Source organism: Serratia sp. LS-1 (genome assembly GCF_003719595.1).
Lineage (GTDB): Bacteria > Pseudomonadota > Gammaproteobacteria > Enterobacterales > Enterobacteriaceae > Serratia > Serratia ureilytica.
Genome location: NZ_CP033504.1, coordinates 3,771,528 through 3,793,957, shown reverse-complemented (window position 1 = coordinate 3,793,957; position 22,430 = coordinate 3,771,528). Strand labels below are relative to the sequence as shown.

Below are 22,430 nucleotides of genomic sequence, written 5' to 3'. Positions count from 1 at the left end.
TTATCGGATGAAAGTTACGCTGCCTGATTTTCGCCGCGCCGGTGTGCTGGTGGTCGGTGACGTCATGTTGGATCGCTATTGGTATGGGCCGACCAGCCGCATTTCACCGGAAGCCCCGGTGCCGGTGGTCAAGGTCGATACCATCGAAGAGCGTCCCGGCGGCGCGGCTAACGTGGCGATGAACATCGCTTCGCTGGGCGCCACTTCCCGTCTGGTGGGCCTGACCGGCATCGACGATGCGGCGCGGGCGCTGAGCGCCAAGCTGAATGAAGTCAACGTGCGCTGCGACTTCGTCTCGGTGCCGACCCATCCGACCATTACCAAGCTGCGCGTGCTGTCGCGCAACCAGCAACTGATCCGTCTCGACTTCGAAGAAGGCTTCTCCAACGTTGATCCGCAGCCGATGCTGGAGCGCATTCAGCAGGCGCTGCCGCAGATCGGCGCGCTGGTGCTGTCCGATTACGCCAAGGGCGCGCTCAGCCAGGTGCAGGGCATGATCCAACTGGCGCGCGCCGCCAAGGTGCCGGTGCTGATCGATCCGAAAGGATCCGATTTCGAGCGCTATCGCGGCGCGACGCTGCTGACGCCGAACCTGTCCGAGTTCGAAGCGGTGGTGGGCCACTGTAAGGATGAAGCGGAACTGGTGGAACGCGGCATGAAGCTGGTGGCGGATTTCGAGCTGTCGGCGCTGCTGGTTACCCGTTCCGAACACGGCATGACGCTGCTACAGCCGGGCGTTGAGCCGCTGCACTTGCCGACCCAGGCGCAGGAAGTGTTCGATGTGACCGGCGCCGGCGACACCGTGATCGGCGTGCTGGCCGCCTCGCTGGCCGCCGGCAACTCGCTGGAAGAGTCCTGTTTCCTGGCCAATGCCGCCGCCGGCGTGGTGGTGGGCAAGCTCGGTACCTCCACCGTGTCGCCGATCGAACTGGAGAACGCGGTGCGCGGCCGCGCCGAGACCGGTTTTGGCGTGATGACCGAAGCGCAGTTGAAACAGGCCGTCGCGCAGGCGCGTCAGCGCGGCGAAAAAGTGGTGATGACCAACGGCATCTTCGACATTCTGCATGCCGGCCACGTCTCTTATCTGGCCAATGCTCGCAAGCTGGGCGATCGCCTGATCGTGGCGGTGAACAGCGATGCGTCGACCAAACGCCTGAAAGGGGAAAAACGCCCGGTCAACGCGCTGGAGAACCGCATGATTGTGCTGGGCGCGCTGGAAGCGGTGGATTGGGTGGTGCCGTTCGAGGAGGACACGCCGCAGCGCTTGATCGCCGACATCTTGCCGGATCTGCTGGTGAAAGGCGGCGATTACAAGCCGGAAGAGATTGCCGGCAGTGCGGAAGTGTGGGCCAACGGCGGCGATGTCAAAGTGCTGAACTTTGAAGACGGCCTGTCGACCACCAACATCATCAAAGCGATCAAAGACGGGCGCGGCTAACGCCGGGCGACGTAAAGAACAAGGGCGCGCGGTGCGCGCCCTTGGCGGGAATTATTCGTCTTCCTGTTTGGCGGCCGGCGCCGCGCTCAGCTTGCTTTCCAGCTCGGCCATGCGCTGTTCCAACAGCGCCAGCTTTTCGCGGGTGCGCAACAGCACCTGAGTCTGCACGTCGAACTCTTCGCGGTTAACCAAATCCAGGCGGGTCAACTGCGACTGCAGCACCTGACGGATTTTTTTCTCAACGTCTTCCCCGAATTCACGAACGCCTTTAGGCATGGACTCATGAACCTGGCGTGCGATTTGTTCGATTTTTTTCGGGTCAATCATGGCGTATCCCTTTCAGAGTTTAATAGCTGCCGCTTAGTGTAATGCGAGTTGCCCGCCGGATAAACACCATTAAGCGCATTCGCCGCGCGTGGCCGAATTGTGCTTTTGCCAATTGCCCTGTCTATCCATTAGCGTTATAGTCATCTTGCTTATTCTCAGGGCGGGGTGAAAGTCCCCACCGGCGGTAAATCACCTTCTACGGTGAAAGCCCGCGAGCGCTCAGCCAGCCTGTAAAGGCCGGTTAGAGGTCAGCAGATCCGGTGTAATTCCGGGGCCGACGGTTATAGTCCGGATGGGAGAGAGTAACGGTATCTGCCGGGCATGCGCCCGCTTGCGTTATTTTTTTAGCTATTGCTAGCTACTCCTCAAGATCGCCCTGGTTCTGGTAATCCATAATTTTTAATGAGGTTTTTTACCATGAATCAGACGCTACTTTCAGACTTCGGCACGCCGACAGAACGCGTTGAACGCGCGATCGACGCACTGCGCAACGGGCGCGGCGTGATGGTGCTCGATGATGAAAACCGTGAAAACGAAGGTGACATGATCTTCGCCGCGGAAACCATGACCGTTGAGCAGATGGCGCTGACCATTCGCCACGGTAGCGGCATCGTGTGCCTGTGCATCACCGAAGAACGTCGTCAGCAGCTTGAGCTGCCGATGATGGTGACCAACAACTCCAGCCAGTTCCAGACCGCCTTCACCGTGACCATCGAAGCGGCGCAGGGCGTGACCACCGGGGTTTCCGCTTCCGATCGCCTGACCACCATCCGTGCGGCGGTGGCAGACAGCGCCAAGCCGAGCGACCTGAACCGTCCGGGCCACGTGTTCCCGCTGCGCGCGCAGCCGGGCGGCGTGCTGAGCCGTCGCGGCCACACCGAAGCGACCATCGATCTGGTCTCCATGGCCGGTTTCAAACCTGCCGGCGTGCTGTGTGAACTGACCAACGACGATGGCAGCATGGCGCATGCGCCGGAAGTGATCGCCTTCGCCAAACAGCACGACATGGTGGTGCTGACCATCGAAGATCTGGTGGCCTACCGCCAGGCGCACGAGAAAAAAGCCAGCTGATAGCCGGCCGCTTTCAACGATAAAAAAGCCGCGTAATGCGGCTTTTTTGTATCTACCGTTCTGACAGGCGTTCGCCGATGCGGCTGGCGTAATTCATCACGTGGAAGGTGTAGTTCTCCTCAACCGTACCCTGGAACAGATGTGCCCAGGGGCCGATGGCGTAGATGCCGAGATCTTCCCCGCCGTGCGTCTCGCTTTTCAGCGGCACCAGCGCCGGCTGAATAAAGTCGGGCGCGGTGGTTTGCTCCATGGTCAATGCCGGGCGCTCGGTCAGCGGGATCGCGCCGCCGGGGCCGTTGGCGAAACCGAGGGTGGTGTAGGGCTTGCCGTCGCTGCCCAGCCGAGGTTTACCGTCGACGCCGACGGAAATGCCGAGGATAGGATTGCCGCGCTTGGCATAGCCGGCGATGGTCAGCGTGTGGCTGTGATCGCCGGTCACGATCACCAGCGTTTCGTCCAGGTTGACCTTGCCGACAATGGTTTTCACCGCCTCGTTCAGGGCGACCGCGTCGCTTAGCGTGCGGTAGGCGTTGCCGTTATGGCTGCCGTGATCGACGCGCCCGCCTTCCACCAGCAACAGATAGCCTTCGGGATTCCTGGCCAAAATATCGATGGCCTTGCCGGTCATTTCCGCCAGCGAAGGCTCTCCCGCCGCGTCTTGCCGCCGGTCATGCTCGAAGTTCATGTGCGACGGCTCGAACAGGGCCAGCAAATGGTCGACGTTGCCCGGTTCGATTTTGTCGAACTGGGCCTGATTCCAGACGTATTGTCCGCGCTCGCCGTAGCGTTGCAGCCAGGCCTGCGTCAGGTCACGGCCGTCCCTTCTGGCGCCTTTCTTGCCGGGATATTCCGGATCGCTCATGCTGTCGGGCAGGAAGTTGGCGCGCCCGCCGCCCATCGCCACGTTCAGGCCGTTGCCGTATTTCATTTCCACCAGCTGGCGCGCGATGTCGCGGCAGCCTGCGGCCAGGGCATCCGCCGGCATTTTGGCGTCAGACTCCCAGTCGCGGTTGGCGATATGGGCATAGGTGGCGCCCGGCGTGGCGTGGGTAATGGTCGCGGTCGTCACGGCGCCGGTGGACATGCCGAGCGTTGCGGCCATCTCCCACAGCGTGGTGACGGCCTTGGTTTGCTGATCCTCGCAGTTGTTGAGGGCGGCCGTATGGTTGAGACCCATCAGATCGTTGATGGTTTTGACGCCGGTGGTCATCGCCACCGCGCTGGGCGCGGAGTCGGTGATTTGGGCGTCGGCGGAATAGGTTTTGGCTGCCGCCAGATAGGGGAAGGCTTCCCAGGCCAGCACGTTGGATTCGCCGTCCACGCCGCGCTGCTGTCCTTCAAAAATACGGGCGGCGGTCACGGTGGAAAACCCCATGCCGTCACCGACCACCAGAATGACGTTTTTAGCGCGGTTGGTGTTTGGGGTCTGTTTCAGTCGCTGTTGCAGCTGAGCTTGCGCCTGAAGGAAGTAAGGGTCTTCGCGCTGCGTCAGCGGCGCGTTGTCCGTCGCTTTGGCGGCTGCCGCCCCGGTGGCTAACAAGGACATGGAAAGCGCCAGGCGGGTTGCCAGTGTGAGTCTGAACATGAATTCCTCCTTGGTGAGACGTGATTCCCGTAGCGCCGACGGGCTGCCAACACCCTGTCGACGGCAGGAGGAGTGTATCGATTGTGTTAACAAAAAATACATAAATTGTTCACAATTTAGATCTGTGTGGCAGTAATGCCATGGTATTCATGATTTTTATTAATCATTTGAAAATCATTCATTTTTTAACTTTTTGTTTGCCGGTGCATTTTTGCGATTTTTAATTCAAATTTATTGAATATCTTCATCACGGTTATCCGGCTGTGTTGCTGCGGCAAAGCGCGTAATGTAACGCCATAGCACAATTTGAACTAAGGATCGCTCTATGAACACCTCTCGTATGCCGGCACTGTTTCTTGGCCACGGTAGCCCGATGAACGTGCTGGAAGACAACCGCTACACCCAGGCATGGCGTGCGTTGGGTGAGTCATTGCCGCGTCCGAAGGCGATCGTGGCGGTTTCTGCGCATTGGTATACCCGCGGCACTGCGGTCACCGCGATGGAAAAACCCAAAACCATTCACGACTTCGGCGGGTTCCCGCAGGCGCTGTTTGATACCCTCTACCCTGCGCCGGGTTCCCCCGCGCTGGCTGCGCAGCTGCAGCACATTCTGGCGCCGGTGCCGGTAACGGCGGATCTCGGCGAGTGGGGGTTGGATCACGGCACCTGGGGCGTATTGATCAAGATGTATCCCAATGCCGATATCCCGGTGGTGCAGCTCAGCGTCGACGGCACTCAGCCGGCGGCTTACCACTATGAGCTGGGCCGCAAACTCGCGGCGCTGCGGGATGAGGGCGTGATGATCGTCGCCAGCGGCAACGTGGTACACAACCTGCGCATGGTGAAATGGCAGGGCGATACCAGCGCCTATCCGTGGGCGGAGTCTTTCAATAACTTTGTCCGGGATAACCTGCGTTATCGGGGCGATAACCACCCGCTGGTGGATTTCATGCGCCATGAGGGCGCGGCGCTGTCGAACCCGACGCCGGAACACTATCTGCCATTGCTGTATGTGCTCGGCGGCTGGGATGGAAAAGAGGCCATCAGCGTGCCGATCGACGGTATCGAAATGGGAGCGCTGAGCATGCTGTCGGTGCAGGTGGGCTAAAGAAAAACGCCAGTCAGAGACTGGCGTTTTTGCCTTCAGCGGGGCGATCAGCCGAGGATTGTGTGCGGATAGAAGCGCGACAGATCCTGCGTGATCAGTTCGCGATCTTCGCGCAGGCCGATGCCGCAGGGTTGATCGTTCACCAGCCAGCTGCCGATCAGCGTGTAGCTGTCTTCGAACTTCGGCAGCGGATGGAACTGCTGCACGATCATGCCTTCTTCACCGTACGGCCCATCGACGCGCGCCACTTCCTGACCGTTTTCGACGATCTGGATATTGGCGCCTTCGCGTGAGAACAGCGGTTTGGTGACGTAATGATCCATCGGCGGATGATCGTCTTGCGCGAAATAAGCCGGCAGCAGGTTAGGGTGATTCGGGAACATTTCCCACAGCAGCGGCAGCAGCGCCTTGTTGGAGATGATGCTTTTCCAGGCCGGCTCCAGCCAGCGCACGCCGGCGTCTTCCAGCTTGGTGGAGAACATCTCGCGCAGCATGAATTCCCACGGATAGAGCTTGAACAGGTTGCCGATCACCTGATCCTGCAGATCGGTGAACTGGCCTTTCTCGCCGAGGCCGATCTCTTCCATGAACAGGAACTCGGTCGGCAGACCGGCTTCCTGCGCGCAGTCCTGCAGGTATTGCACCGTGCCGCGATCTTCTTCGCTGTCCTGGCAGCAGGCCAGGTGCAACAGGCCGAAGCCGTGATGCGCTTTCAGCTCGGCGAAACGCTCGATCAGTTTCTCCTGCAGGCTGTTGTACTGATCCGATTCCGGATCCAGCTTGCCGGCGCTGATCTGGTCTTCCAGCCACAGCCATTGGAAGAAGGCCGCTTCATACAGTGAGGTGGGCGTATCGGCGTTGTTCTCCAGCAGCTTCGGCGGATTGACGCCGTCGTAGGCCAGATCGAGACGCGAATACAGCGATGGCTGGTTGGTGCGCCAGGAGCTGCGCACGAATTCCCAGGTGTGTTTCGGGATGCAGAACTTGGCCATCAGCTCATCGCTGGCGACCACTTTCTCCACCACCTGCAGGCACATCTGATGCAGCTCGGCGGTGGCATTTTCGATCTCTTCAATCTGCGCCAGCGTGAACTGGTAATAGGCGTCTTCACACCAGTACGGCTCGCCGTACATGGTGTGGAAACGGAAGCCGAACTCGGTCGCTTTTTCGCGCCAGTCCGGGCGCTCGGTAATGGCAATACGTTTCATGCATCAACCGCCCATGCTGCGAGAGCCGGAGTTGGAGGTGGCGCTGCTGCGCTGCATGCTGGTCTGCTTGGCCACGGTCTCGCCGAAACCGCCGCGGGTCACGGTGTTGGTGACCGCAGGCTTCGGCGCCATGGCGGTTTTCGGCACCGTCATGGTGCGGCCGCCGGCGGTGGCCGGGCCGTAGCTCTTGCCGCTGGCGTCGACAAACTTGCCGTTCGCCGGGCTGGCGGCGTTCTTGGAGGTGAACAGCGGCTGCTGCGCGAAGCCGGAACCGCCCATCAGGCGGCCCATCATGTAGCCCGCCATCAGCGGCATCCAGAAGCTGCCGCTGCTTTGCGATTCCGCCGCCATGCCGGCCTGCGCCGGAGCCGGCGCCTGGGTGCACTGCGCTTCGCCGAACTCGGCGACGCAGTCTTCGCGGGTGGCGTATTTCGGCGCGGTTTTCGCCGCTTCTTTCAGGGCGTTGTTGTAGGCGGTGGTGCACTGCTCGCTCATCGAAGGGTTGGCGCGCGAACAGTCATCGGCATTCTGATACAGGGAGACCGTTTCATCGCTCTTCTCGCAGCCGGCCAGCATAAAGACGGCGCTGATCGCCAAAGCCACGGGCGCGACACGGTAGCTGCGCCAGGATTTGCGGAACGTCTCTTGGTTGATGTTTTTTGTCCGTTTCATCGTTATCAATCCCATCATGCGGGCTGTTTTCGCCCTTTCCCAGTAGTGGCGCTAAGGATAGGGGAAACATGGTCAAAATTAAAGCTGAAACGCCCGCAGAATCCACTCTTTACGCAGTTATACGTTGGGGTGTGCGCCAGTTCGCTTTCGCGGCGAAAAAACGCGCATTGGCGTTTCATCATGAAACGTTATCGCTATGATGATGTTCCATAATGGAACAAAAATCGCGTGGCTCGCCAGGCGGGCGGCAGGCGCTCATAGTCGAAGCACAACAACAAGCCGGCGGCGAAGTCGGCGCGTCATCACCTGATATCTGAACGTTACCATCGCCAACTCCCTACAAGGATCCGGTTATGTTGAGAATCATCCAGTCACCAGGCAAATACATTCAGGGCGCCAATGCGCTGGCCGCCGTCGGCGAATACGCCAAATCCCTCGCCGACCATTATTTCGTGATCGCCGACGACTTCGTGATGCAGTTGGCGGGAGACACCCTGATGGGCAGCCTGCAGCAGCACGGCGTGAAACATCATGCGGCCCGCTTCAACGGCGAGTGCTGCCGTAAAGAGATAGACCGGCTTGGCCGCGAGCTGCAGACCCACGGCTGCCGCGGGGTGATCGGCGTCGGCGGCGGCAAGACGCTCGACACCGCCAAGGCCGTCGCCCACTACCAACGGCTGCCGGTGGTGCTCATTCCCACCATCGCCTCCACCGATGCGCCGACCAGCGCGCTGTCGGTTATCTACACCGAACAGGGCGAATTCGCCGAATACCTGATCTACCCGCGCAACCCGGACATGGTAGTGATGGACAGCGCCATCATCGCCAAAGCGCCGGTGCGCCTGCTGGTAGCCGGCATGGGCGACGCGCTCTCCACCTATTTCGAAGCGCAGGCCTGCTTCGACGCTCAGGCCACCAGCATGGCCGGCGGCAAATCGACGCTGGCGGCGCTCAGTCTGGCGCGGCTGTGCTACGACACGCTGCTGGCCGAAGGGGTGAAGGCCAAGCTGGCGGTCGAGGCCGGCGTGGTGACGGAAGCGGTGGAACGCATCATTGAGGCCAATACGTATCTGAGCGGCATCGGCTTCGAGAGCAGCGGGCTGGCGGCGGCGCACGCCATTCACAACGGTTTCACCGTGCTGGAGGAGTGTCACCACCTCTATCACGGCGAAAAAGTGGCGTTCGGCACCCTGGTGCAGCTGGTGCTGCAGAACAGCCCTATGGCGCAGATTGAAACCGTGCTGGCGTTTTGTCATGGCATCGGCTTGCCGATCACGCTGGCGCAGATGGGCGTTACCGGCGACGCGGCGACGAAGACGATGGCGGTGGCCGAGGCCAGCTGCGCCGCCGGCGAAACCATTCACAACATGCCGTTCAAGGTCACCCCTGCCGGCGTGCAGGCGGCGATCCTGACGGCGGATCGGCTCGGCGCCGCCTGGCTGCTGCGTCATTGATACCGTTGGGGCGCGGTGCGCCGCGCCCCTGGCTTACAGAGGAAACCATCGTGAAAAAACTGATTAATCAGGTCGAGTCGGTGTTGGAAGAGCAGTTGCAGGGGCTGGCGGAGGCTCATCCCGAGTTGCTGGTGCATGCGGATCCGGCGTTCGTCACCCGCGCCGACGCGCCGGTAGCGGGCAAAGTGGCAATTCTGTCCGGCGGCGGCAGCGGCCACGAGCCGATGCACTGCGGTTTCGTCGGTGAAGGGATGCTCGACGGCGCCTGTCCGGGCGAGATTTTCACCTCGCCGACGCCGGATAAAATGTACGAGTGCGGTCAGGCGATCGACGGCGGCGCCGGGGTACTGCTGCTGATCAAGAACTACACCGGCGACGTGCTCAACTTCGAAACCGCCACCGAGCTGCTGCACGACAGCGGCGTCGCGGTGGCGACGGTGCTGGTGGATGACGACGTGGCGGTCAAGGACAGCCTGTTTACCGCCGGGCGGCGCGGGGTGGCCAACACCGTGCTGATGGAGAAATTGCTGGGCGCCGCCGCGGCGCGCGGCGACGATCTGGACAGCGTGGTGACGCTGGGGCATCGCATCAACAACCACGGGCATTCGATCGGTATCGCGCTGGGCGCCTGTACCGTCCCCGCCGCCGGCAAACCGTCATTCACCCTGGCGGAGAACGAGATGGAGTTCGGCGTCGGCATTCACGGCGAGCCGGGCATTGCGCGCCGTCCGTTCACCACGCTCAACGCGGCGGTGGATGACATGTTCCATACGCTGATCGACCACGGCCACTATCAGCGCACGATCCGCGTCTGGGATCGCCAACAGGGTGAGTGGCGCGACGAGATGCAGACCAAGCAGCCGCTGACGCGCGGCGATCGGGTGATCGCGTTGGTCAACAACCTGGGCGCCACGCCGCTGTCCGAGCTGTACGGCGTGTACCATCGGCTGGCGGAGCGCTGCGCCGAGGCGGGCATCATCATCGAACGCAACCTGGTGGGCGCGTATTGCACTTCGCTCGATATGCAGGGCGTGTCCATCACGTTGTTGAACGTGGACGACGAACTGTTGTCCTTGTGGGATGCGCCGGTGAAAACGCCTGCGCTGCGTTGGGGTTGCTGAGGAGGAATTATGGCGTTGACCAAACCACAGGTCGTCGATTGGCTGATGCGTTGCGGCGAAGTGTTCAGCCGAGAGCGCGATTTTCTTACCCAACTGGACACCGAGATCGGCGATGCCGACCACGGCCTGAACATGAATCGCGGTTTCAATAAGGTGGTGGAAAAGCTGCCGTCGGTGGCGGACAAGGATATCGGCTTTATCCTGAAAAACACCGGCATGACGCTGCTGTCGAGCGTAGGCGGCGCCAGCGGTCCGCTGTTCGGCACCTTCTTCATCCGCGCGGCGCAGGCGGCGAACGCCAAGCAAAGCCTGGATCTGGCGGAGCTGCATCAAATGATGCAGGAAGGGGTGGAAGGCGTGGTGATGCGCGGCAAGGCGGAGCCGGGCGACAAGACCATGTGCGATGCCTGGTGGCCGGTGGTGGAAAGCCTCGGCCAGTCCGCGCAGCAGAACCTGAGCGTGGCGGAGGCGCTGCAGCGCGCCGCCGACAGCGCCGAGCGGGCGGTGGAGAGCACCATCACCATGCAGGCGCGCAAGGGGCGGGCCAGTTACCTGGGCGAGCGCAGCATCGGCCACCAGGATCCCGGCGCCACTTCGGTGATGCTGATGATGAAAACGCTGGCCGAGGTCGCCGGCAGTTAGCAGGAGGCGAGATGATTAATATCGTGGTGGTGTCGCACAGCGCGTTGCTGGCGCGCGGCGTTGAACAACTGGCGCGGCAGATGATGCGCGGCGACGGCTGCAAGTTGGCGCTGGCGGCGGGCGTGGATGACGAGGAGCACCCGATCGGTACCGACGCGGTCAACGTCATGGAGGCGATCGAAGCGGTCGCCGACGGCGATGGCATTCTGGTGCTGATGGATCTGGGCAGCGCGCTGCTCAGTGCCGAAACCGCGCTCGATCTGCTGGATCCGGAGTTGGCCGCCAAGGTGCGGCTGTGCGCCGCGCCGCTGATCGAAGGCACGCTGGCGGCGGTGGTGGCCGCCAACTCCGGCGCTTCGCTGGAGCAGGTGGTGGCGGAGGCGCAGGGGGCGCTGCAGGCCAAGCAGGCGCAATTGGGCGAGGCTTCACCGGCCGCGAAGCGCGCGGCCTTGCCGCTGGCGCAGGGCAAAAGCGCAACCTGGACGGTGCAGAACCCGCACGGACTGCACGCGCGCCCGGCGGCGCGGCTGGTCGAAGCGCTGGCGCCGTTCAAGGCTGAGCTGGTGCTGGAAAAACAGGGGCAGTGCGTCGATCCGCGCAGCCTCAATCAGCTGGCGCTGCTGCAGGTGCGCCACGGCGACACCATCCGTTTGATCGCCGACGGCGCGCAGGCGGACGAGGCGCTGGCGGCGTTCAAAACGCTGGCGGAGCAGCATTTCGGCGAGACGGTCTCCGAGCGGCAGCAGCCTTCGCTGCACGGCATTCCGGTGGCGGAAAGCGTCACCAGCGGGCCGGTGTTCCAGGCCCGCAGTGTCTGGCCGTCAGCCGCCGAGCGCCGGATCGGCGCGGACGAGGTGTTGGGCGAACAGCAACGCCTGCGGGAGGCGCTGCAGCACACGTTGAGCGATCTCAACCGGCTGGCGGAGCGCACCGGCACGCTGATCGGCAAGCCGCAGGCGGCTATCTTCGGCGCCCACAGCATGCTGCTGGACGATCCGGATCTGCAGCAGGCGGCTTACACCCGCATTGCGCAGCAGTTGTGCAGCGCCGAGCAGGCCTGGCGGCAGGTGCTGGAGGCGATCGCCGAAGAGTACCGCGAGTTGGATGACGACTACATGCGGGCGCGCGAACTGGACGTGCGCGACATGCTGCGCCGCACGCTGTGCCACCTGCAGGGGCAGCCGCTGCCGACCATTGCGCTCGCAGAGCCGTCAATACTGGTGATGGATGAGCTGATGCCCTCAGAGGTAGTGATGCTGGATCGCCGACTGGTGCTCGGCATCTGCCTGAGCGGCGGCAATGCCCTCTCGCACAGCGCCATTCTGGCGAAGGCGATGGGCATTCCGATGGTGGTCGGCATGCAGGATTGCCTGAGCAAAACCCGCAGCGGCCAGAAGGCGATGCTGGACGCCGCGCGTGGGGTGTTGCAGCTCAGCCACTAGGCGCGCAGCTTGAACTGGCGGATGTCGATCCCGTGTTGTTTGATCTTCCGCCACAGCGTGGTGCGGCCGATGCCCAGCAACTGCGCCATTTCCGTCAGTTGGCCGCGGCTGACGGTCGCCGCCCGCAGGATCGCCTGGCGCTCCATGTCCGTCAGCGTCAACAGCGGCGCGCCGGGCTGCGGATCGCTTTCCAGCAGCGACGGTTGGCCGAGCAGGTGCGCCGGCAGGTCCGCCAGCTGGATGTGGTGGCCGTGGCAAATCATTGCCGCGCGCTCCACCACCCCTTTCAGTTCCAAATCGTTGCCCGGCCACAGATAGAGCGCCAGCTGAGCCATCACCTCGTCATCCACCCGGAAGCGACACTGAAAATGTTGCTCCAGCGTGCGCAGATGGTGTTTGACCAGCAGCGGAATATCGCTCAGCCGCTGACGCAGCGGCGGGATTTGGATCTCGAACGCCTGCAGGCTGTAAAACAGCTGGCGGCGGAAGCGGTTTTGCTGCACCAGCAGCGGCAGGTCGGCGGCGCTGCCGGCGATCACCCGCACATCGACCGGGATCACCCGGCTGGAATTGAGGCGGATCACCACGCCGGTTTTCAGCACCTGCAGCAGCGCCGACTGCATCTCCGCCGGCAGGTATTCGATCTGTTCCAGGTACAGCGTGCCGCCGTTAGCCAATTCGAATTTACTGAGCTGGCCCGCCTCTTCTTCGCTGGCGTCGCTGCCCAGCAGCTCACGCAGCCCCTGCGCCTGCGGCAGCAGTTGGCAGTTGAGGGCGATATACGGCCCGGCGGCGCGTTCGCCGGCGTTGTGGATAGCCTGGCTGAGCAGCTCTTTGCCAACGCCTTCTTCTCCGCACAACAGGATCGGATGCTGGCCTTTGGCCGCCTGCTGCCCGTAACGGATCAGTCGCCGCATTTCCAGCGAGGCGGAAGGCATCTGTTCGAAGCTGTGGCTGACGCGCCCCAGCTGGCTGCTGACATATTGGCGCAGCCGTTCGAGCGGGTGCAGCAGGGCGATGAAACTGCAGCGATCGCCGTCGAAAATCGGCTTGAGCGTCAGCAAGGCGGCGATAAACTGCCGCTGGCTTTCGAAGGTGACTTCGACGTGTTGCAGCGGTTGGCGATCGGCGATGGCGCGCTTGAGCAGCGCGGGCAGCGTCAACAGCTGCGCCAACGGTTTGCCCTGGCTCTGCTGTTCGTCCAGCTTCAGCAGGCCGGCGGCGCGTTGGTTGATGTATTGCAGGTAGCCGCGGTGATCCCAGGCCATAACGCCGTCGTCCACGCCGTCCAGCAGGCCGTAAAGCTGATTCAGATGGCGGTTGGATTCCGCCAGCAGGCCGTCGGCGTTCAGCGAGTTGCCGATTTCGCGGGCGATGGCCAGCGTCAGCGACAGATCGCCGGCGGCGCAGTCGGCCAGCAGGCAGCCCAGCGCGATCGAGCCGCGCTGGCGGCCGCTGTTGTCGTAGACCGGTGTGGCGCAGAACGACCAGCCGTGCAGCGCTCGGCGCACGTGTTCTTCACCGCTCACCCGCACCGGGTGGCCTTCCGCCGCCGCCAGCGCCGGGGCATTGGTGCCTATCTGTCCTTCGGCCCAGTAAGCGCCGGGGGCGAATCCCAGTTGCTGCAGATGCTCCCAGGTTTGGGCGTCGCCGCAGCGCCACAGCATGCAGCCGCTCTCATCGAGGATCATCAGCAGGCAACGCCGCGGCTCCATGTATTCACAGGCGTCTTCCAGCGCCGCCTGGCCGAGCGTCAGCAGATCGTTCTTGCGGCGGCAAATCGATTCGAAGGTGGCGCCCTGCGCACGGTGCGGCGCTTGCCAGACATCGGGCTGCATCAGGCTGCGGCAACGCAGCCAGGAGGCGTACACCGCCGGCGTCGGGCGCCGCGGCGGCGGCAGTTCGCCGTCGTTAATCAGTTGCTGCCAACGTGAATCGTTGTCCATCGAACCTCATCCAACTGCGAAAACGAGAGTGACGATGATATCACCTGGCGCAGCGGCGGCTGTGAGGCGGCGGGCAGAAGCGGGGAAAATCGGGACAAAAAAACGGGGCGCGGCGCAGGCCGGACCCCGTGTTTGTCAGCGTGCGGACATCAGTTGCGGAATGGATTGCCGCTGTGGCGAGCCGGTTGGCTGGTGGTAACGGCCGGCGCGGATGCGCGAGTGGCCGCCGGTGCCGGCGCCGCAGTCTGTTGCATCGGCGCATTGTCCTGATAACCGTCCGCATAGGCGTCCTGCGCGCGGTTTTGCGGTGCGACGGCGTCAGGCGCGGTCGATACCGGCTTGCCCAACGCGCCGTTCAGCAGCAGCAGATCGTTCTGGTTCAGCGTGCCGAGCGCCGACTTGATGTTCAGCTGGTTGATCAAATAGGTATAACGCGCGTCGGACAGCTGACGTTTGGCGTTATACAGCGTGGTGGTGGCGTCCAGCACATCGACGATGGTGCGGGTACCGACCTGATAACCGGCTTCCATCGCGTCCAGGGAGCTCTGCGCGGAGATCACCGCCTGTTTGTAGGCGTTGATGCTGCTGATCGAAGCGTTAACGTTGTTGAACGATGAACGCACGGTCTGCACCACGCTGCGGTGAGCGCTTTCCAGCTGTTCGCTGGCGCCGACGAAGCCGTACTGCGCTTGTTTAACCTGCGAGTTGGTCGCGCCGCCGCTGTACAGCGGCAGGTTGAAGCTGATGCCCACTTTATTTTGGCCCGCATCGGAGTCGCTGTAGCGTGCGGCATTCGCGCCGCCGGTGTTTGAGCCGTTATATTTGGTATTGCTGATGCCGGTTGACGCGCTGACGTCAATCGTCGGCATATAGCCGGTTTGGGCTGCGCGGATCTGTTCGCGCGCCAGATCCTGGCTCAGGCGGGCGGACAGCAGGCTCAGGTTGCGCGCTTCAGCTTCTTTCAGCAGGTTGTTCACCGCTTCCGGGCGCTGGGTGCTGAAGCGATCGGTATTCAGCGAGGCCAGCTCAGGGTAGAAGCTGCCGGTGACCTGACGCAGCGTTTCCAGCGCGTTGTCCAGATCGTTGCGGGCGGAGACTTCCGCCGCCAGCACGGTGTCATAGTTCGAGCGGGCGTTCTGCACGTCGGTGATCGCCACCAGGCCCACGTTGAAGCGCTGAGTGGTTTGATCCAGCGTGCGGTACACCGCGTCTTTCTGCGCCTGGGTGTACGACAGCGTGTCGATCGCCTTCAGCACGTTAAAGTAGGCGGTGGCGGTGTTGAGAATCAGCGACTGCTCTGCGGTCTGGAAGGTGACGTCGGAGATGCCGGCGCTCTTTTCCTGCAGCGTCAGCTGGCGCCATTTCGACATGTCGAAGAGGGTCTGCGTCAATGCCAGCGAACCGCTGGTGACGTTGCTGTTAACGCCATTGCTGTCACGATAACCGTTGGTGTAATCGTAACCTGCGGTTAAACCGAGCTGCGGCAGCAGCGGGCTGCGCGCTTCATTGATCTTTTCGAATGCGGCGTCGCGGTCAGCAGCACTTTTGCGCAGATCCGGGTTACTTTCCCTGGCCTGTTTGTAGACCTGCAGCAGGTTCTCTGCCTGGCTCATTGCACTGAAGCCGCCCAGGCTCAGTCCGATAAGAAGGGGGAGCAGTTTCTTCATTTGCATTCCTTGTTGTGCAGCAATATTGCTATGTTAGCGCTGACGATAGACGAAATAGTTGCCGATTCTAGCAGAGTCTGCGGTACGCATCAGGTGGCTGAATGTGCCATCTCACGTAACTTTTACCTTTCAGACCGCCCATTTACCTTGGCGTACTGCCCGGGCCGACTGCAGCTGATATTATGGCTGACAATCAGGATTGTTTCCCGCTATTACCCGCGAGCGCACAAACGCGCCGCGTCCGGCGGCGAAAAACAGCCTAACATAAAGCGGCGGCGGTGAGACCCGCTGTTTCTGTCATCAAAACCGTTTATTTTATCGGCATACTCACGCAGGAGAATTCGCGCATGAACCGTTCGCAGCCGTCACCCGTCACCTTCGATAAAAAAGATGTAGAAATTATTGCACGCGAGACGCTGTACCGTGGTTTTTTTTCACTCAATTTATACCGGTTTCGCCATCGCTTGTTCAATGGCGAAATGAGTCCTGAAATCACGCGTGAAATTTTCGAGCGCGGCCATGCGGCGGTGCTGCTGCCCTACGACCCGGTGCGCGATGAAGTGGTGCTGATTGAACAACTGCGCATCGCCGCGGTCGATACCAGTAATTCGCCCTGGCTGCTGGAAATGGTGGCGGGTATGATCGAAACCGGCGAAAGCGTCGAAGACGTGTGCCGCCGCGAAGCGCAGGAAGAAGCCGGCGTGGTGGTCGGGCGCTGCAAGCCGGTGCTGAGCTATCTGGCCAGCCCCGGCGGCACCAGCGAACGCTTGTCGATCATGGTCGGCGAGGTGGATGCCGGCACCGCCGAAGGCATCCACGGCCTGGCGGAAGAGCATGAAGATATTCGCGTCCATGTGGTCAGCCGTGAGCAGGCTTACCGCTGGGTGGAAGAAGGCGCGATCGATAACGCCGCATCAGTGATTGCATTGCAATGGCTGGCGTTGCACCATGAATCGTTGAGAAAAGAGTGGGCCAACTAATGAAACAGCGCTATACCCCTGATTTCCCCGAAATGATGAGATTGTGCGAAACCAACTTCGCGCAATTGCGCCGCTTGCTGCCGCGCAACGACGAAGCGGGCGAAACGGTGACTTATCAGGTGAACGGCGCTAGCTATCGTTTGACCATTGTTGAGTCCACGCGTTACACGTCGCTGGTGGAGATCGAGCAGATCTTTCCGGCGGTCAGCTACTGGAGCCTGCCCGCGATGACGGTGCGGTTATACCATGACGCCATGGTTGCGGAAGTGTGTTCCAGTCAGCAGATCTACCGCTTTAAAGCGCGTTATGATTATCCTAATAAAAAGTTGCATCAACGCGACGAAAAGCATCAAATTAACCAGTTTCTTGCTGATTGGCTGCGCTACTGTTTGGCGCATGGAGCGATGGCGGTTCCGGTTTGTTAGACAGACTGAAATAACAAAGGACACCATTTGGAAAGCCTGTTTAAACTGCCCGTGGCGAGTGGGGCCGCGGTCAGGATTCTACAAATAACAGATACCCACCTTTTTGCCGGCGAACACGAGACGTTGCTCGGCATCAATACCTATCGCAGCTATCACGCGGTGCTGGACGCCATTCAGGCGCAGCGCCGCGATGTCGATTTGATCGTCGCCACGGGAGATTTGGCGCAGGATCATTCGCAGGAGGCGTACCGCCACTTCGCCGCCGGCATCGCGCAACTGCCGGCCCCGTGCGTGTGGCTGCCGGGCAACCACGATTTCCAACCGGCGATGGTCGACGCGTTGGCCGCCGCCGGCATCGCCCCTTCCAAGCAGGTGCTGCTGGGCGATAACTGGCAGGTGCTGATGTTGGACAGTCAGGTGTTCGGCGTACCGCACGGCGAGCTGAGCGAATACCAGCTCGAGTGGATGGAGCGCTGCCTGCAGGCGCACCCCGAGCGTTACACGCTGTTGCTGCTGCACCACCATCCGCTGCCTTCCGGCTGCACCTGGCTCGATCAGCACAGCCTGCGCAACCCGCATATGCTAGGCGCGATTCTGTTGCGCTACCCGAAGGTGAATACCGTGGTGTGCGGTCATATTCACCAGGATCTGGATCTGGAATGGCAGGGCCGCCGTCTGTTGGCGACGCCGTCCACCTGCGTGCAATTCAAGCCGCACTGCACTAACTTTACCATCGACGACGTCTCCCCCGGCTGGCGTTACCTCGATCTGCTGCCGGACGGCCGCGTCGAGACGCAGGTGTTCCGCCTGGAAAACGACGATTTCCGCCCCGATATGGACTCGGATGGATACTGATGCCTTCGACACTGCTCTACCTGCACGGTTTCAACAGCTCGCCGCAGTCGGCCAAGGCGGTGGCCTTCAAGGCCTGGCTGGCCGAACACCATCCCGCTATCGAGATGCTGGTGCCGCAGTTGCCGGCCTTTCCGGCGGAGGCCGCCGAGATGCTGGAAAATCTGGTGCTGGAACGCGCCGGACAAACGCTCGGATTGGTGGGGTCCTCGCTGGGCGGCTATTACGCCACCTGGCTGTCGCAGTGTTTTTCGCTGCCGGCGGTGGTGGTCAACCCGGCGGTCAAGCCGTTTGAGCTGCTGGTCGACTATCTCGGCGCCAACGAGAACCCCTACACCGGCCAGCAATATGTGTTAGAGTCTCGTCACGTTTACGATCTGAAAGTGATGCAGATCGATCCTTTGGAGTCGCCGGATTTAATCTGGCTGCTGCAGCAAACGGGCGATGAAATTCTCGATTACGGCCAGGCAGTGGCGTATTACACCGCGTGTCGGCAAACGGTGGAGTCGGGTGGAAACCACGCCTTCGTCGGTTTCGAGCACTACTTCCCCCAGATTGTGGATTTTTTAGGGCTAAACGCGGTCTGACGGACCGTTCCGGCACCTCCCTTTAACCACGAAAAAATAATCAACGATGACTCAATCCAGCTATAACGCTGATGCCATTGAAGTACTCAGCGGTCTAGAACCAGTGCGCCGTCGTCCCGGCATGTATACCGACACGACGCGCCCAAACCACCTCGGCCAAGAGGTGATCGATAACAGCGTCGACGAAGCGTTGGCCGGACACGCCAAGCGTATCGACGTGATCCTGCACGCCGATCAGTCGCTGGAAGTGATCGACGACGGCCGCGGCATGCCGGTGGACATCCACCCGGAAGAGGGCGTGCCGGCGGTTGAGTTGATCCTGTGCCGACTGCACGCCGGCGGTAAATTCTCGAATAAAAACTACCAGTTCTCCGGCGGCCTGCACGGCGTTGGGATCTCGGTGGTCAACGCCCTGTCGAAGCGGGTGGAAGTCAACGTGCGCCGCGACGGCAACGTTTACGGCATCGCCTTCGAAAACGGCGACAAAGTGCAAGACCTGACGGTGACCGGCACCTGCGGCAAACGCAACACCGGCACCAGCGTGCACTTCTGGCCGGACGAACAGTTCTTCGACAGCCCGCGTTTCTCGGTATCGCGCCTCACTCACCTGCTGAAAGCCAAAGCGGTGCTGTGCCCCGGCGTTGAGATCTATTTCATCGACAAGGTGAACAACACCGAGCAGCGCTGGTGCTACCAGGACGGCCTGACCGACTACCTGATGGAAGCGGTTAACGGCCTGATCACCCTGCCGGAAGCGCCGTTCGTCGGCAATTTCGCCGGTGATACCGAAGCGGTGGACTGGGCGCTGTTGTGGCTGCCGGAAGGCGGCGAGCTGCTGACCGAAAGCTACGTCAACCTGATCCCGACCATGCAGGGCGGCACCCACGTCAACGGTCTGCGTCAGGGGCTGCTGGACGCGATGCGCGAGTTTTGCGAATTCCGCAACATCCTGCCGCGCGGCGTGAAGCTGTCGGCGGAGGATATTTGGGATCGCTGCGCTTACGTGCTGTCGGTGAAGATGCAGGATCCGCAGTTCGCCGGGCAGACCAAAGAGCGTCTCTCTTCGCGTCAGTGCGCGGCCTTCGTTTCCGGCGTGGTGAAAGATGCCTTCAGCCTGTGGCTGAACCAGAACGTTCAGGCGGCGGAACAGCTGGCCGAGCTGGCGATTTCCAGCGCCCAACGCCGTCTGCGCGCCGCCAAGAAAGTGGTGCGCAAGAAGCTGACCAGCGGGCCGGCGCTGCCGGGCAAGCTGGCGGACTGCACCTCGCAGGATCTGGCCATGACCGAACTGTTCCTGGTGGAAGGGGACTCCGCGGGCGGATCGGCCAAGCAGGCGCGCGATCGCGAATATCAGGCGATCATGCCGCTGAAGGGCAAGATCCTGAATACCTGGGAAGTCTCCTCGGACGAAGTGCTGGCCTCGCAGGAAGTGCATGACATTTCCGTGGCGATCGGCATCGATCCGGACAGCGAAGATCTCAGCCAGTTGCGCTACGGCAAAATCTGCATCCTGGCGGATGCGGACTCCGACGGCCTGCACATCGCTACGCTGCTGTGCGCGCTGTTCGTGCGCCACTTCCGTTCGCTGGTGAAAGGCGGGCACGTTTATGTGGCCATGCCGCCGCTGTACCGCATCGATCTCGGTAAAGAGGTGTTCTACGCGCTGGATGAAGAAGAGAAAGCCGGCGTGCTGGAACAGCTGAAGCGCAAGAAAGGCAAGCCGAACGTCCAGCGCTTTAAAGGGCTGGGCGAGATGAACCCGCTGCAGCTGCGCGAAACCACCCTCGATCCGAACACCCGCCGTCTGGTGCAATTGACGGTCGCGGAAGATGATGTCGATCAGACGCTGGCGGTGATGGACATGCTGTTGGCCAAGAAGCGTTCGGAAGATCGCCGCAACTGGCTGCAAGACAAGGGCGACATGGCCGAATTGGCGGTCTGAGCCTGACCCTGGCCCGGTGAAACGCCGGGCCGGCTTTCCCGCAGGGCGTTCATGCGGCGCCCGATAACCTGGGCCGGAATGCATGAAGATCACGCTCGAAGAATTGCTGGCGTTCACTTCGGTGGTCGACAGCGGTTCCATCACCGCCGCCGCCGATCGGCTCGGCCAGACGACTTCCGGCATCAGCCGCGCGCTCAGCCGCCTGGAGAATAAGCTCGATACCACCCTGATGCGCCGCACTACGCGTCGCCTGGAGCTGACCGAAGAGGGGCAAAGCTTCCTGAGCCATGCGCGTACGATCATCAACTCGGTGGAAAATGCCGAAGAACAAATGGCGGTGCGCCGGCAGATGCCGGCCGGGCGACTGCGGATCAATGCGGCTGCGCCTTTTATGGAGCACGTCATCGTGCCGTTGGTGGCGGGGTTCAGGGAACGTTATCCGCAAATTTCGCTCGAGCTGAACACCGACAATCTGATCATCGACCTGCTGGAAAAACGCACGGATATCGCCATTCGCATCGGCGCGTTGCGCGATTCGACCATTCATGCGCGCGCGCTGGGCGCCAGCCGGTTGCGCATCCTCGCCAGCCCGGCTTATCTGCAGCAGCACGGCACGCCGCAGAGCGTGGAGGCGTTGCACCGGCATTGTCTGCTCGGTTTTACCCAGCCGGAATCGCTGAACCAGTGGCCGTTGCGCTATCGCCAGGCGCCGCATTTCACCATCACGCCGACGATCTCGGCGTCCAGCGGTGAAACGCTGCGGCAATTGGCGCTGCGGGGCGAGGGGATCGTACAGCTGGCAGACTTTATGACCCGACGCGATCGGGAAGCGGGCAAGTTGGTGCCGTTGCTGGAGCAGGAGACGCTGGACGTGCGCCAGCCGATTAATGCGGTGTATTACCGCAATACGCAATTGGCGGCGCGCATCACCTGTTTTCTTGACTACGTCAGCGCGCACATCGACGCGCAGACGTTATAAGGCGGAGCTTACAGGGCGTTTTCCAGGATGTAGATCTCGGTGTCCAGCACGCTGTCTTTGAGGGTGTCGCGGTGTTTGAGCATATGCTCAATGGCCAGATGTTTTTCCAGATGCGCCATGCTTTCCCATTTCTCCAGCATGAACACCGAATCCGGCGACCGCTTCTGCCACGGCGCCTGGGTATTGCTGTCGACCATCGGCGTGTATTCGCCGCAACCCTCTTCCGCCAGCACCAGCGGCACCAGCTTTTCAATGGCTTGCAGTACGGTGGCGCGGTGGCCGGGTTTCACTTTGATTTCTGCGATTACGGTGATCATGCTTACCTCGTTGATGAGTATGTTCTGCGTCAGTTAAGCAAAAATTTTCGCCAGATGCTCGCGATAACGTGCGATGTCCGCTTCGATATCCGGTTGTTTTATCACGTCATTGCAGATAAAGGTCGGCAGCGCTTCCATTCCCAGGAACTGGTTGGCCTTGTGGAAGTGCAGGTAAACGCCGTCGACGCCGACGCCGTGGAAGAACTGATCGGGATCGGTGAAGGCCTCCTGCGGGGCGTTCCAGGTCAGGCTCAGCAGGTATTTTTTGCCCTGGATCAGGCCGCCGGAGCCATATTTTTTGCTTTCGTCAGAACGAGAGCGGCCGTCGCTGGCATACAGGCTGCCGTGACCGGCGGTGAACACTTCATCGATGTATTTTTTCAGGATCCAGGGTTCGCCCATCCACCAGCCCGGCATCTGGTAGATGACCGCGTCGGCCCACAGGTATTTCTTTACCTCTGCTTCGATGTCATAACCGTCGTCGACCACGGTGACCTGCACATCGTGCTGCAGATCGCGCAGGAAGCTTTCCGCCACGTCGCTCAGGGTTTGGTTGAGTTCGCCGTTGGAATGGCCGAATTGTTTTTTAGCGTTGATAATCAGGATATTGCTCATCTTTCGCGGCTCCCGTCAGAGTTAAGATATGGCATGCTTCCCGCCGAAAAGG

21 protein-coding genes and 1 riboswitch are annotated in these 22,430 nt (G+C 61.4%); of the genes, 13 read left to right on the top strand and 8 right to left on the bottom strand.

Annotated elements, in window-relative coordinates; translation table 11 throughout:
• The first annotated feature begins 7 nt into the window (after positions 1 to 7).
• Positions 8 to 1,438: a bifunctional D-glycero-beta-D-manno-heptose-7-phosphate kinase/D-glycero-beta-D-manno-heptose 1-phosphate adenylyltransferase HldE gene (hldE, locus tag EDY99_RS18060; RefSeq protein WP_033644597.1), complete on the top strand. Its 1,431-nt coding sequence runs from the start codon at positions 8 to 10 to the stop codon at positions 1,436 to 1,438.
• 51 nt (positions 1,439 to 1,489) lie between these two features.
• Here the strand turns inward: hldE and EDY99_RS18055 are convergent, their stop codons facing one another.
• The gene (locus EDY99_RS18055) at positions 1,490 to 1,765 is read right to left on the bottom strand and encodes an accessory factor UbiK family protein (protein WP_004937216.1); all 276 of its coding nucleotides are present in this window, start codon (positions 1,763 to 1,765) and stop codon (positions 1,490 to 1,492) included.
• 147 nt (positions 1,766 to 1,912) lie between these two features.
• Positions 1,913 to 2,073, top strand: a riboswitch (FMN riboswitch).
• A gap of 109 nt (positions 2,074 to 2,182) precedes the next feature.
• Between EDY99_RS18055 and ribB the strand changes: the two genes are divergently transcribed.
• Positions 2,183 to 2,836, top strand: a complete 654-nt coding sequence (gene ribB, locus EDY99_RS18050) for a 3,4-dihydroxy-2-butanone-4-phosphate synthase (protein WP_033636071.1) — start codon at positions 2,183 to 2,185, stop codon at positions 2,834 to 2,836.
• A 52-nt stretch (positions 2,837 to 2,888) separates the two neighbouring features.
• Here the strand turns inward: ribB and EDY99_RS18045 are convergent, their stop codons facing one another.
• A complete protein-coding gene (locus EDY99_RS18045; RefSeq protein WP_123061977.1) occupies positions 2,889 to 4,421 on the bottom strand; it encodes an alkaline phosphatase in 1,533 nt (510 codons plus the stop codon).
• Positions 4,422 to 4,746: 325 nt separating this feature from the next.
• Between EDY99_RS18045 and ygiD the strand changes: the two genes are divergently transcribed.
• Entirely contained in the window at positions 4,747 to 5,529 is a 783-nt protein-coding gene (gene ygiD, locus EDY99_RS18040; protein WP_123061976.1) for a 4,5-DOPA dioxygenase extradiol, read from the top strand.
• A 47-nt stretch (positions 5,530 to 5,576) separates the two neighbouring features.
• Here ygiD and EDY99_RS18035 read toward each other — a convergent pair whose 3' ends face one another.
• Entirely contained in the window at positions 5,577 to 6,737 is a 1,161-nt protein-coding gene (locus tag EDY99_RS18035) for a glutathionylspermidine synthase family protein (protein WP_116286654.1), read from the bottom strand.
• A 3-nt stretch (positions 6,738 to 6,740) separates the two neighbouring features.
• Positions 6,741 to 7,409, bottom strand: coding sequence for a DUF1190 family protein (locus tag EDY99_RS18030; protein WP_033644601.1), 669 nt, complete (start codon positions 7,407 to 7,409; stop codon positions 6,741 to 6,743).
• 353 nt (positions 7,410 to 7,762) lie between these two features.
• On the opposite strand from EDY99_RS18030, the gene EDY99_RS18025 reads away from it, so the two are divergent.
• From EDY99_RS18025 to dhaM, 4 genes are read left to right on the top strand one after another with little or no spacing between them, the layout of a single operon-like run.
• On the top strand, positions 7,763 to 8,863 hold the full coding sequence (locus EDY99_RS18025; protein ID WP_046687824.1) for a glycerol dehydrogenase: 1,101 nt from the start codon (positions 7,763 to 7,765) through the stop codon (positions 8,861 to 8,863).
• 50 nt (positions 8,864 to 8,913) lie between these two features.
• Positions 8,914 to 9,984 (top strand): dihydroxyacetone kinase subunit DhaK, encoded by a 1,071-nt coding sequence (gene dhaK, locus EDY99_RS18020; RefSeq protein ID WP_033644603.1) that lies wholly within the window; start codon positions 8,914 to 8,916, stop codon positions 9,982 to 9,984.
• Positions 9,985 to 9,993: 9 nt separating this feature from the next.
• Positions 9,994 to 10,626 carry a dihydroxyacetone kinase subunit DhaL gene (gene dhaL, locus EDY99_RS18015; RefSeq protein WP_033644604.1) on the top strand — a complete coding sequence of 211 codons (633 nt, stop codon included), beginning with the start codon at positions 9,994 to 9,996 and terminating at the stop codon, positions 10,624 to 10,626.
• Positions 10,627 to 10,637: 11 nt separating this feature from the next.
• On the top strand, positions 10,638 to 12,068 hold the full coding sequence (dhaM, locus tag EDY99_RS18010) for a dihydroxyacetone kinase phosphoryl donor subunit DhaM (RefSeq protein ID WP_033644605.1): 1,431 nt from the start codon (positions 10,638 to 10,640) through the stop codon (positions 12,066 to 12,068).
• Here dhaM and dhaR read toward each other — a convergent pair.
• Together dhaR and hasF are read right to left on the bottom strand one after the other, a co-directional pair.
• A complete protein-coding gene (gene dhaR / locus EDY99_RS18005; RefSeq protein WP_123061975.1) occupies positions 12,065 to 14,014 on the bottom strand; it encodes a dihydroxyacetone kinase operon transcriptional regulator DhaR in 1,950 nt (649 codons plus the stop codon). The two genes, dhaM and dhaR, sit on opposite strands and share 4 nt — an antisense overlap.
• A gap of 149 nt (positions 14,015 to 14,163) precedes the next feature.
• A complete protein-coding gene (gene hasF, locus EDY99_RS18000) occupies positions 14,164 to 15,681 on the bottom strand; it encodes a multidrug efflux transporter outer membrane subunit HasF (protein ID WP_033644608.1) in 1,518 nt (505 codons plus the stop codon).
• A gap of 347 nt (positions 15,682 to 16,028) precedes the next feature.
• Here hasF and nudF point away from each other — a divergent pair, with 347 nt between their 5' ends.
• From nudF to EDY99_RS17970, 6 genes are all read left to right on the top strand, one after another.
• The gene (gene nudF, locus EDY99_RS17995) at positions 16,029 to 16,661 is read left to right on the top strand and encodes an ADP-ribose diphosphatase (RefSeq protein WP_004937242.1); all 633 of its coding nucleotides are present in this window, start codon (positions 16,029 to 16,031) and stop codon (positions 16,659 to 16,661) included.
• A complete protein-coding gene (locus EDY99_RS17990) occupies positions 16,661 to 17,086 on the top strand; it encodes a DUF1249 family protein (protein WP_033651295.1) in 426 nt (141 codons plus the stop codon). The genes nudF and EDY99_RS17990 overlap by 1 nt, the downstream gene beginning before the upstream one ends.
• 27 nt (positions 17,087 to 17,113) lie before the next feature.
• Entirely contained in the window at positions 17,114 to 17,941 is an 828-nt protein-coding gene (cpdA, locus tag EDY99_RS17985; protein ID WP_004937250.1) for a 3',5'-cyclic-AMP phosphodiesterase, read from the top strand.
• Positions 17,941 to 18,525 (top strand): esterase YqiA, encoded by a 585-nt coding sequence (yqiA, locus tag EDY99_RS17980; protein ID WP_004937252.1) that lies wholly within the window; start codon positions 17,941 to 17,943, stop codon positions 18,523 to 18,525. The genes cpdA and yqiA overlap by 1 nt, the downstream gene beginning before the upstream one ends.
• A 46-nt stretch (positions 18,526 to 18,571) precedes the next feature.
• Positions 18,572 to 20,467, top strand: coding sequence for a DNA topoisomerase IV subunit B (gene parE / locus EDY99_RS17975; protein ID WP_025304305.1), 1,896 nt, complete (start codon positions 18,572 to 18,574; stop codon positions 20,465 to 20,467).
• Positions 20,468 to 20,549: 82 nt separating this feature from the next.
• A complete protein-coding gene (locus EDY99_RS17970) occupies positions 20,550 to 21,446 on the top strand; it encodes a LysR substrate-binding domain-containing protein (RefSeq protein ID WP_123061974.1) in 897 nt (298 codons plus the stop codon).
• Positions 21,447 to 21,454: 8 nt separating this feature from the next.
• Here the strand turns inward: EDY99_RS17970 and EDY99_RS17965 are convergent, their stop codons facing one another.
• Complete coding sequence (locus EDY99_RS17965) at positions 21,455 to 21,763, bottom strand: putative quinol monooxygenase (RefSeq protein ID WP_033644613.1); 309 nt, start codon at positions 21,761 to 21,763, stop codon at positions 21,455 to 21,457.
• 33 nt (positions 21,764 to 21,796) lie between these two features.
• Positions 21,797 to 22,378, bottom strand: coding sequence for an NAD(P)H-dependent oxidoreductase (locus EDY99_RS17960; RefSeq protein ID WP_123061973.1), 582 nt, complete (start codon positions 22,376 to 22,378; stop codon positions 21,797 to 21,799).
• Between the last annotated feature and the right edge of the window lie 52 nt (positions 22,379 to 22,430).

Bases quoted from the DNA above. Each gene is read 5' to 3' on its own strand.
- hldE (WP_033644597.1), top strand. From the start codon at position 8: ATGAAAGTTACGCTGCCTGATTTTCGCCGCGCCGGTGTGCTGGTGGTC.
- EDY99_RS18055 (WP_004937216.1), bottom strand. From the start codon at position 1,765: ATGATTGACCCGAAAAAAATCGAACAAATCGCACGCCAGGTTCATGAG.
- ribB (WP_033636071.1), top strand. From the start codon at position 2,183: ATGAATCAGACGCTACTTTCAGACTTCGGCACGCCGACAGAACGCGTT.
- EDY99_RS18045 (WP_123061977.1), bottom strand. From the start codon at position 4,421: ATGTTCAGACTCACACTGGCAACCCGCCTGGCGCTTTCCATGTCCTTG.
- ygiD (WP_123061976.1), top strand. From the start codon at position 4,747: ATGAACACCTCTCGTATGCCGGCACTGTTTCTTGGCCACGGTAGCCCG.
- EDY99_RS18035 (WP_116286654.1), bottom strand. From the start codon at position 6,737: ATGAAACGTATTGCCATTACCGAGCGCCCGGACTGGCGCGAAAAAGCG.
- EDY99_RS18030 (WP_033644601.1), bottom strand. From the start codon at position 7,409: ATGAAACGGACAAAAAACATCAACCAAGAGACGTTCCGCAAATCCTGG.
- EDY99_RS18025 (WP_046687824.1), top strand. From the start codon at position 7,763: ATGTTGAGAATCATCCAGTCACCAGGCAAATACATTCAGGGCGCCAAT.
- dhaL (WP_033644604.1), top strand. From the start codon at position 9,994: ATGGCGTTGACCAAACCACAGGTCGTCGATTGGCTGATGCGTTGCGGC.
- dhaM (WP_033644605.1), top strand. From the start codon at position 10,638: ATGATTAATATCGTGGTGGTGTCGCACAGCGCGTTGCTGGCGCGCGGC.
- dhaR (WP_123061975.1), bottom strand. From the start codon at position 14,014: ATGGACAACGATTCACGTTGGCAGCAACTGATTAACGACGGCGAACTG.
- hasF (WP_033644608.1), bottom strand. From the start codon at position 15,681: ATGAAGAAACTGCTCCCCCTTCTTATCGGACTGAGCCTGGGCGGCTTC.
- nudF (WP_004937242.1), top strand. From the start codon at position 16,029: ATGAACCGTTCGCAGCCGTCACCCGTCACCTTCGATAAAAAAGATGTA.
- EDY99_RS17990 (WP_033651295.1), top strand. From the start codon at position 16,661: ATGAAACAGCGCTATACCCCTGATTTCCCCGAAATGATGAGATTGTGC.
- yqiA (WP_004937252.1), top strand. From the start codon at position 17,941: ATGCCTTCGACACTGCTCTACCTGCACGGTTTCAACAGCTCGCCGCAG.
- parE (WP_025304305.1), top strand. From the start codon at position 18,572: ATGACTCAATCCAGCTATAACGCTGATGCCATTGAAGTACTCAGCGGT.
- EDY99_RS17970 (WP_123061974.1), top strand. From the start codon at position 20,550: ATGAAGATCACGCTCGAAGAATTGCTGGCGTTCACTTCGGTGGTCGAC.
- EDY99_RS17965 (WP_033644613.1), bottom strand. From the start codon at position 21,763: ATGATCACCGTAATCGCAGAAATCAAAGTGAAACCCGGCCACCGCGCC.
- EDY99_RS17960 (WP_123061973.1), bottom strand. From the start codon at position 22,378: ATGAGCAATATCCTGATTATCAACGCTAAAAAACAATTCGGCCATTCC.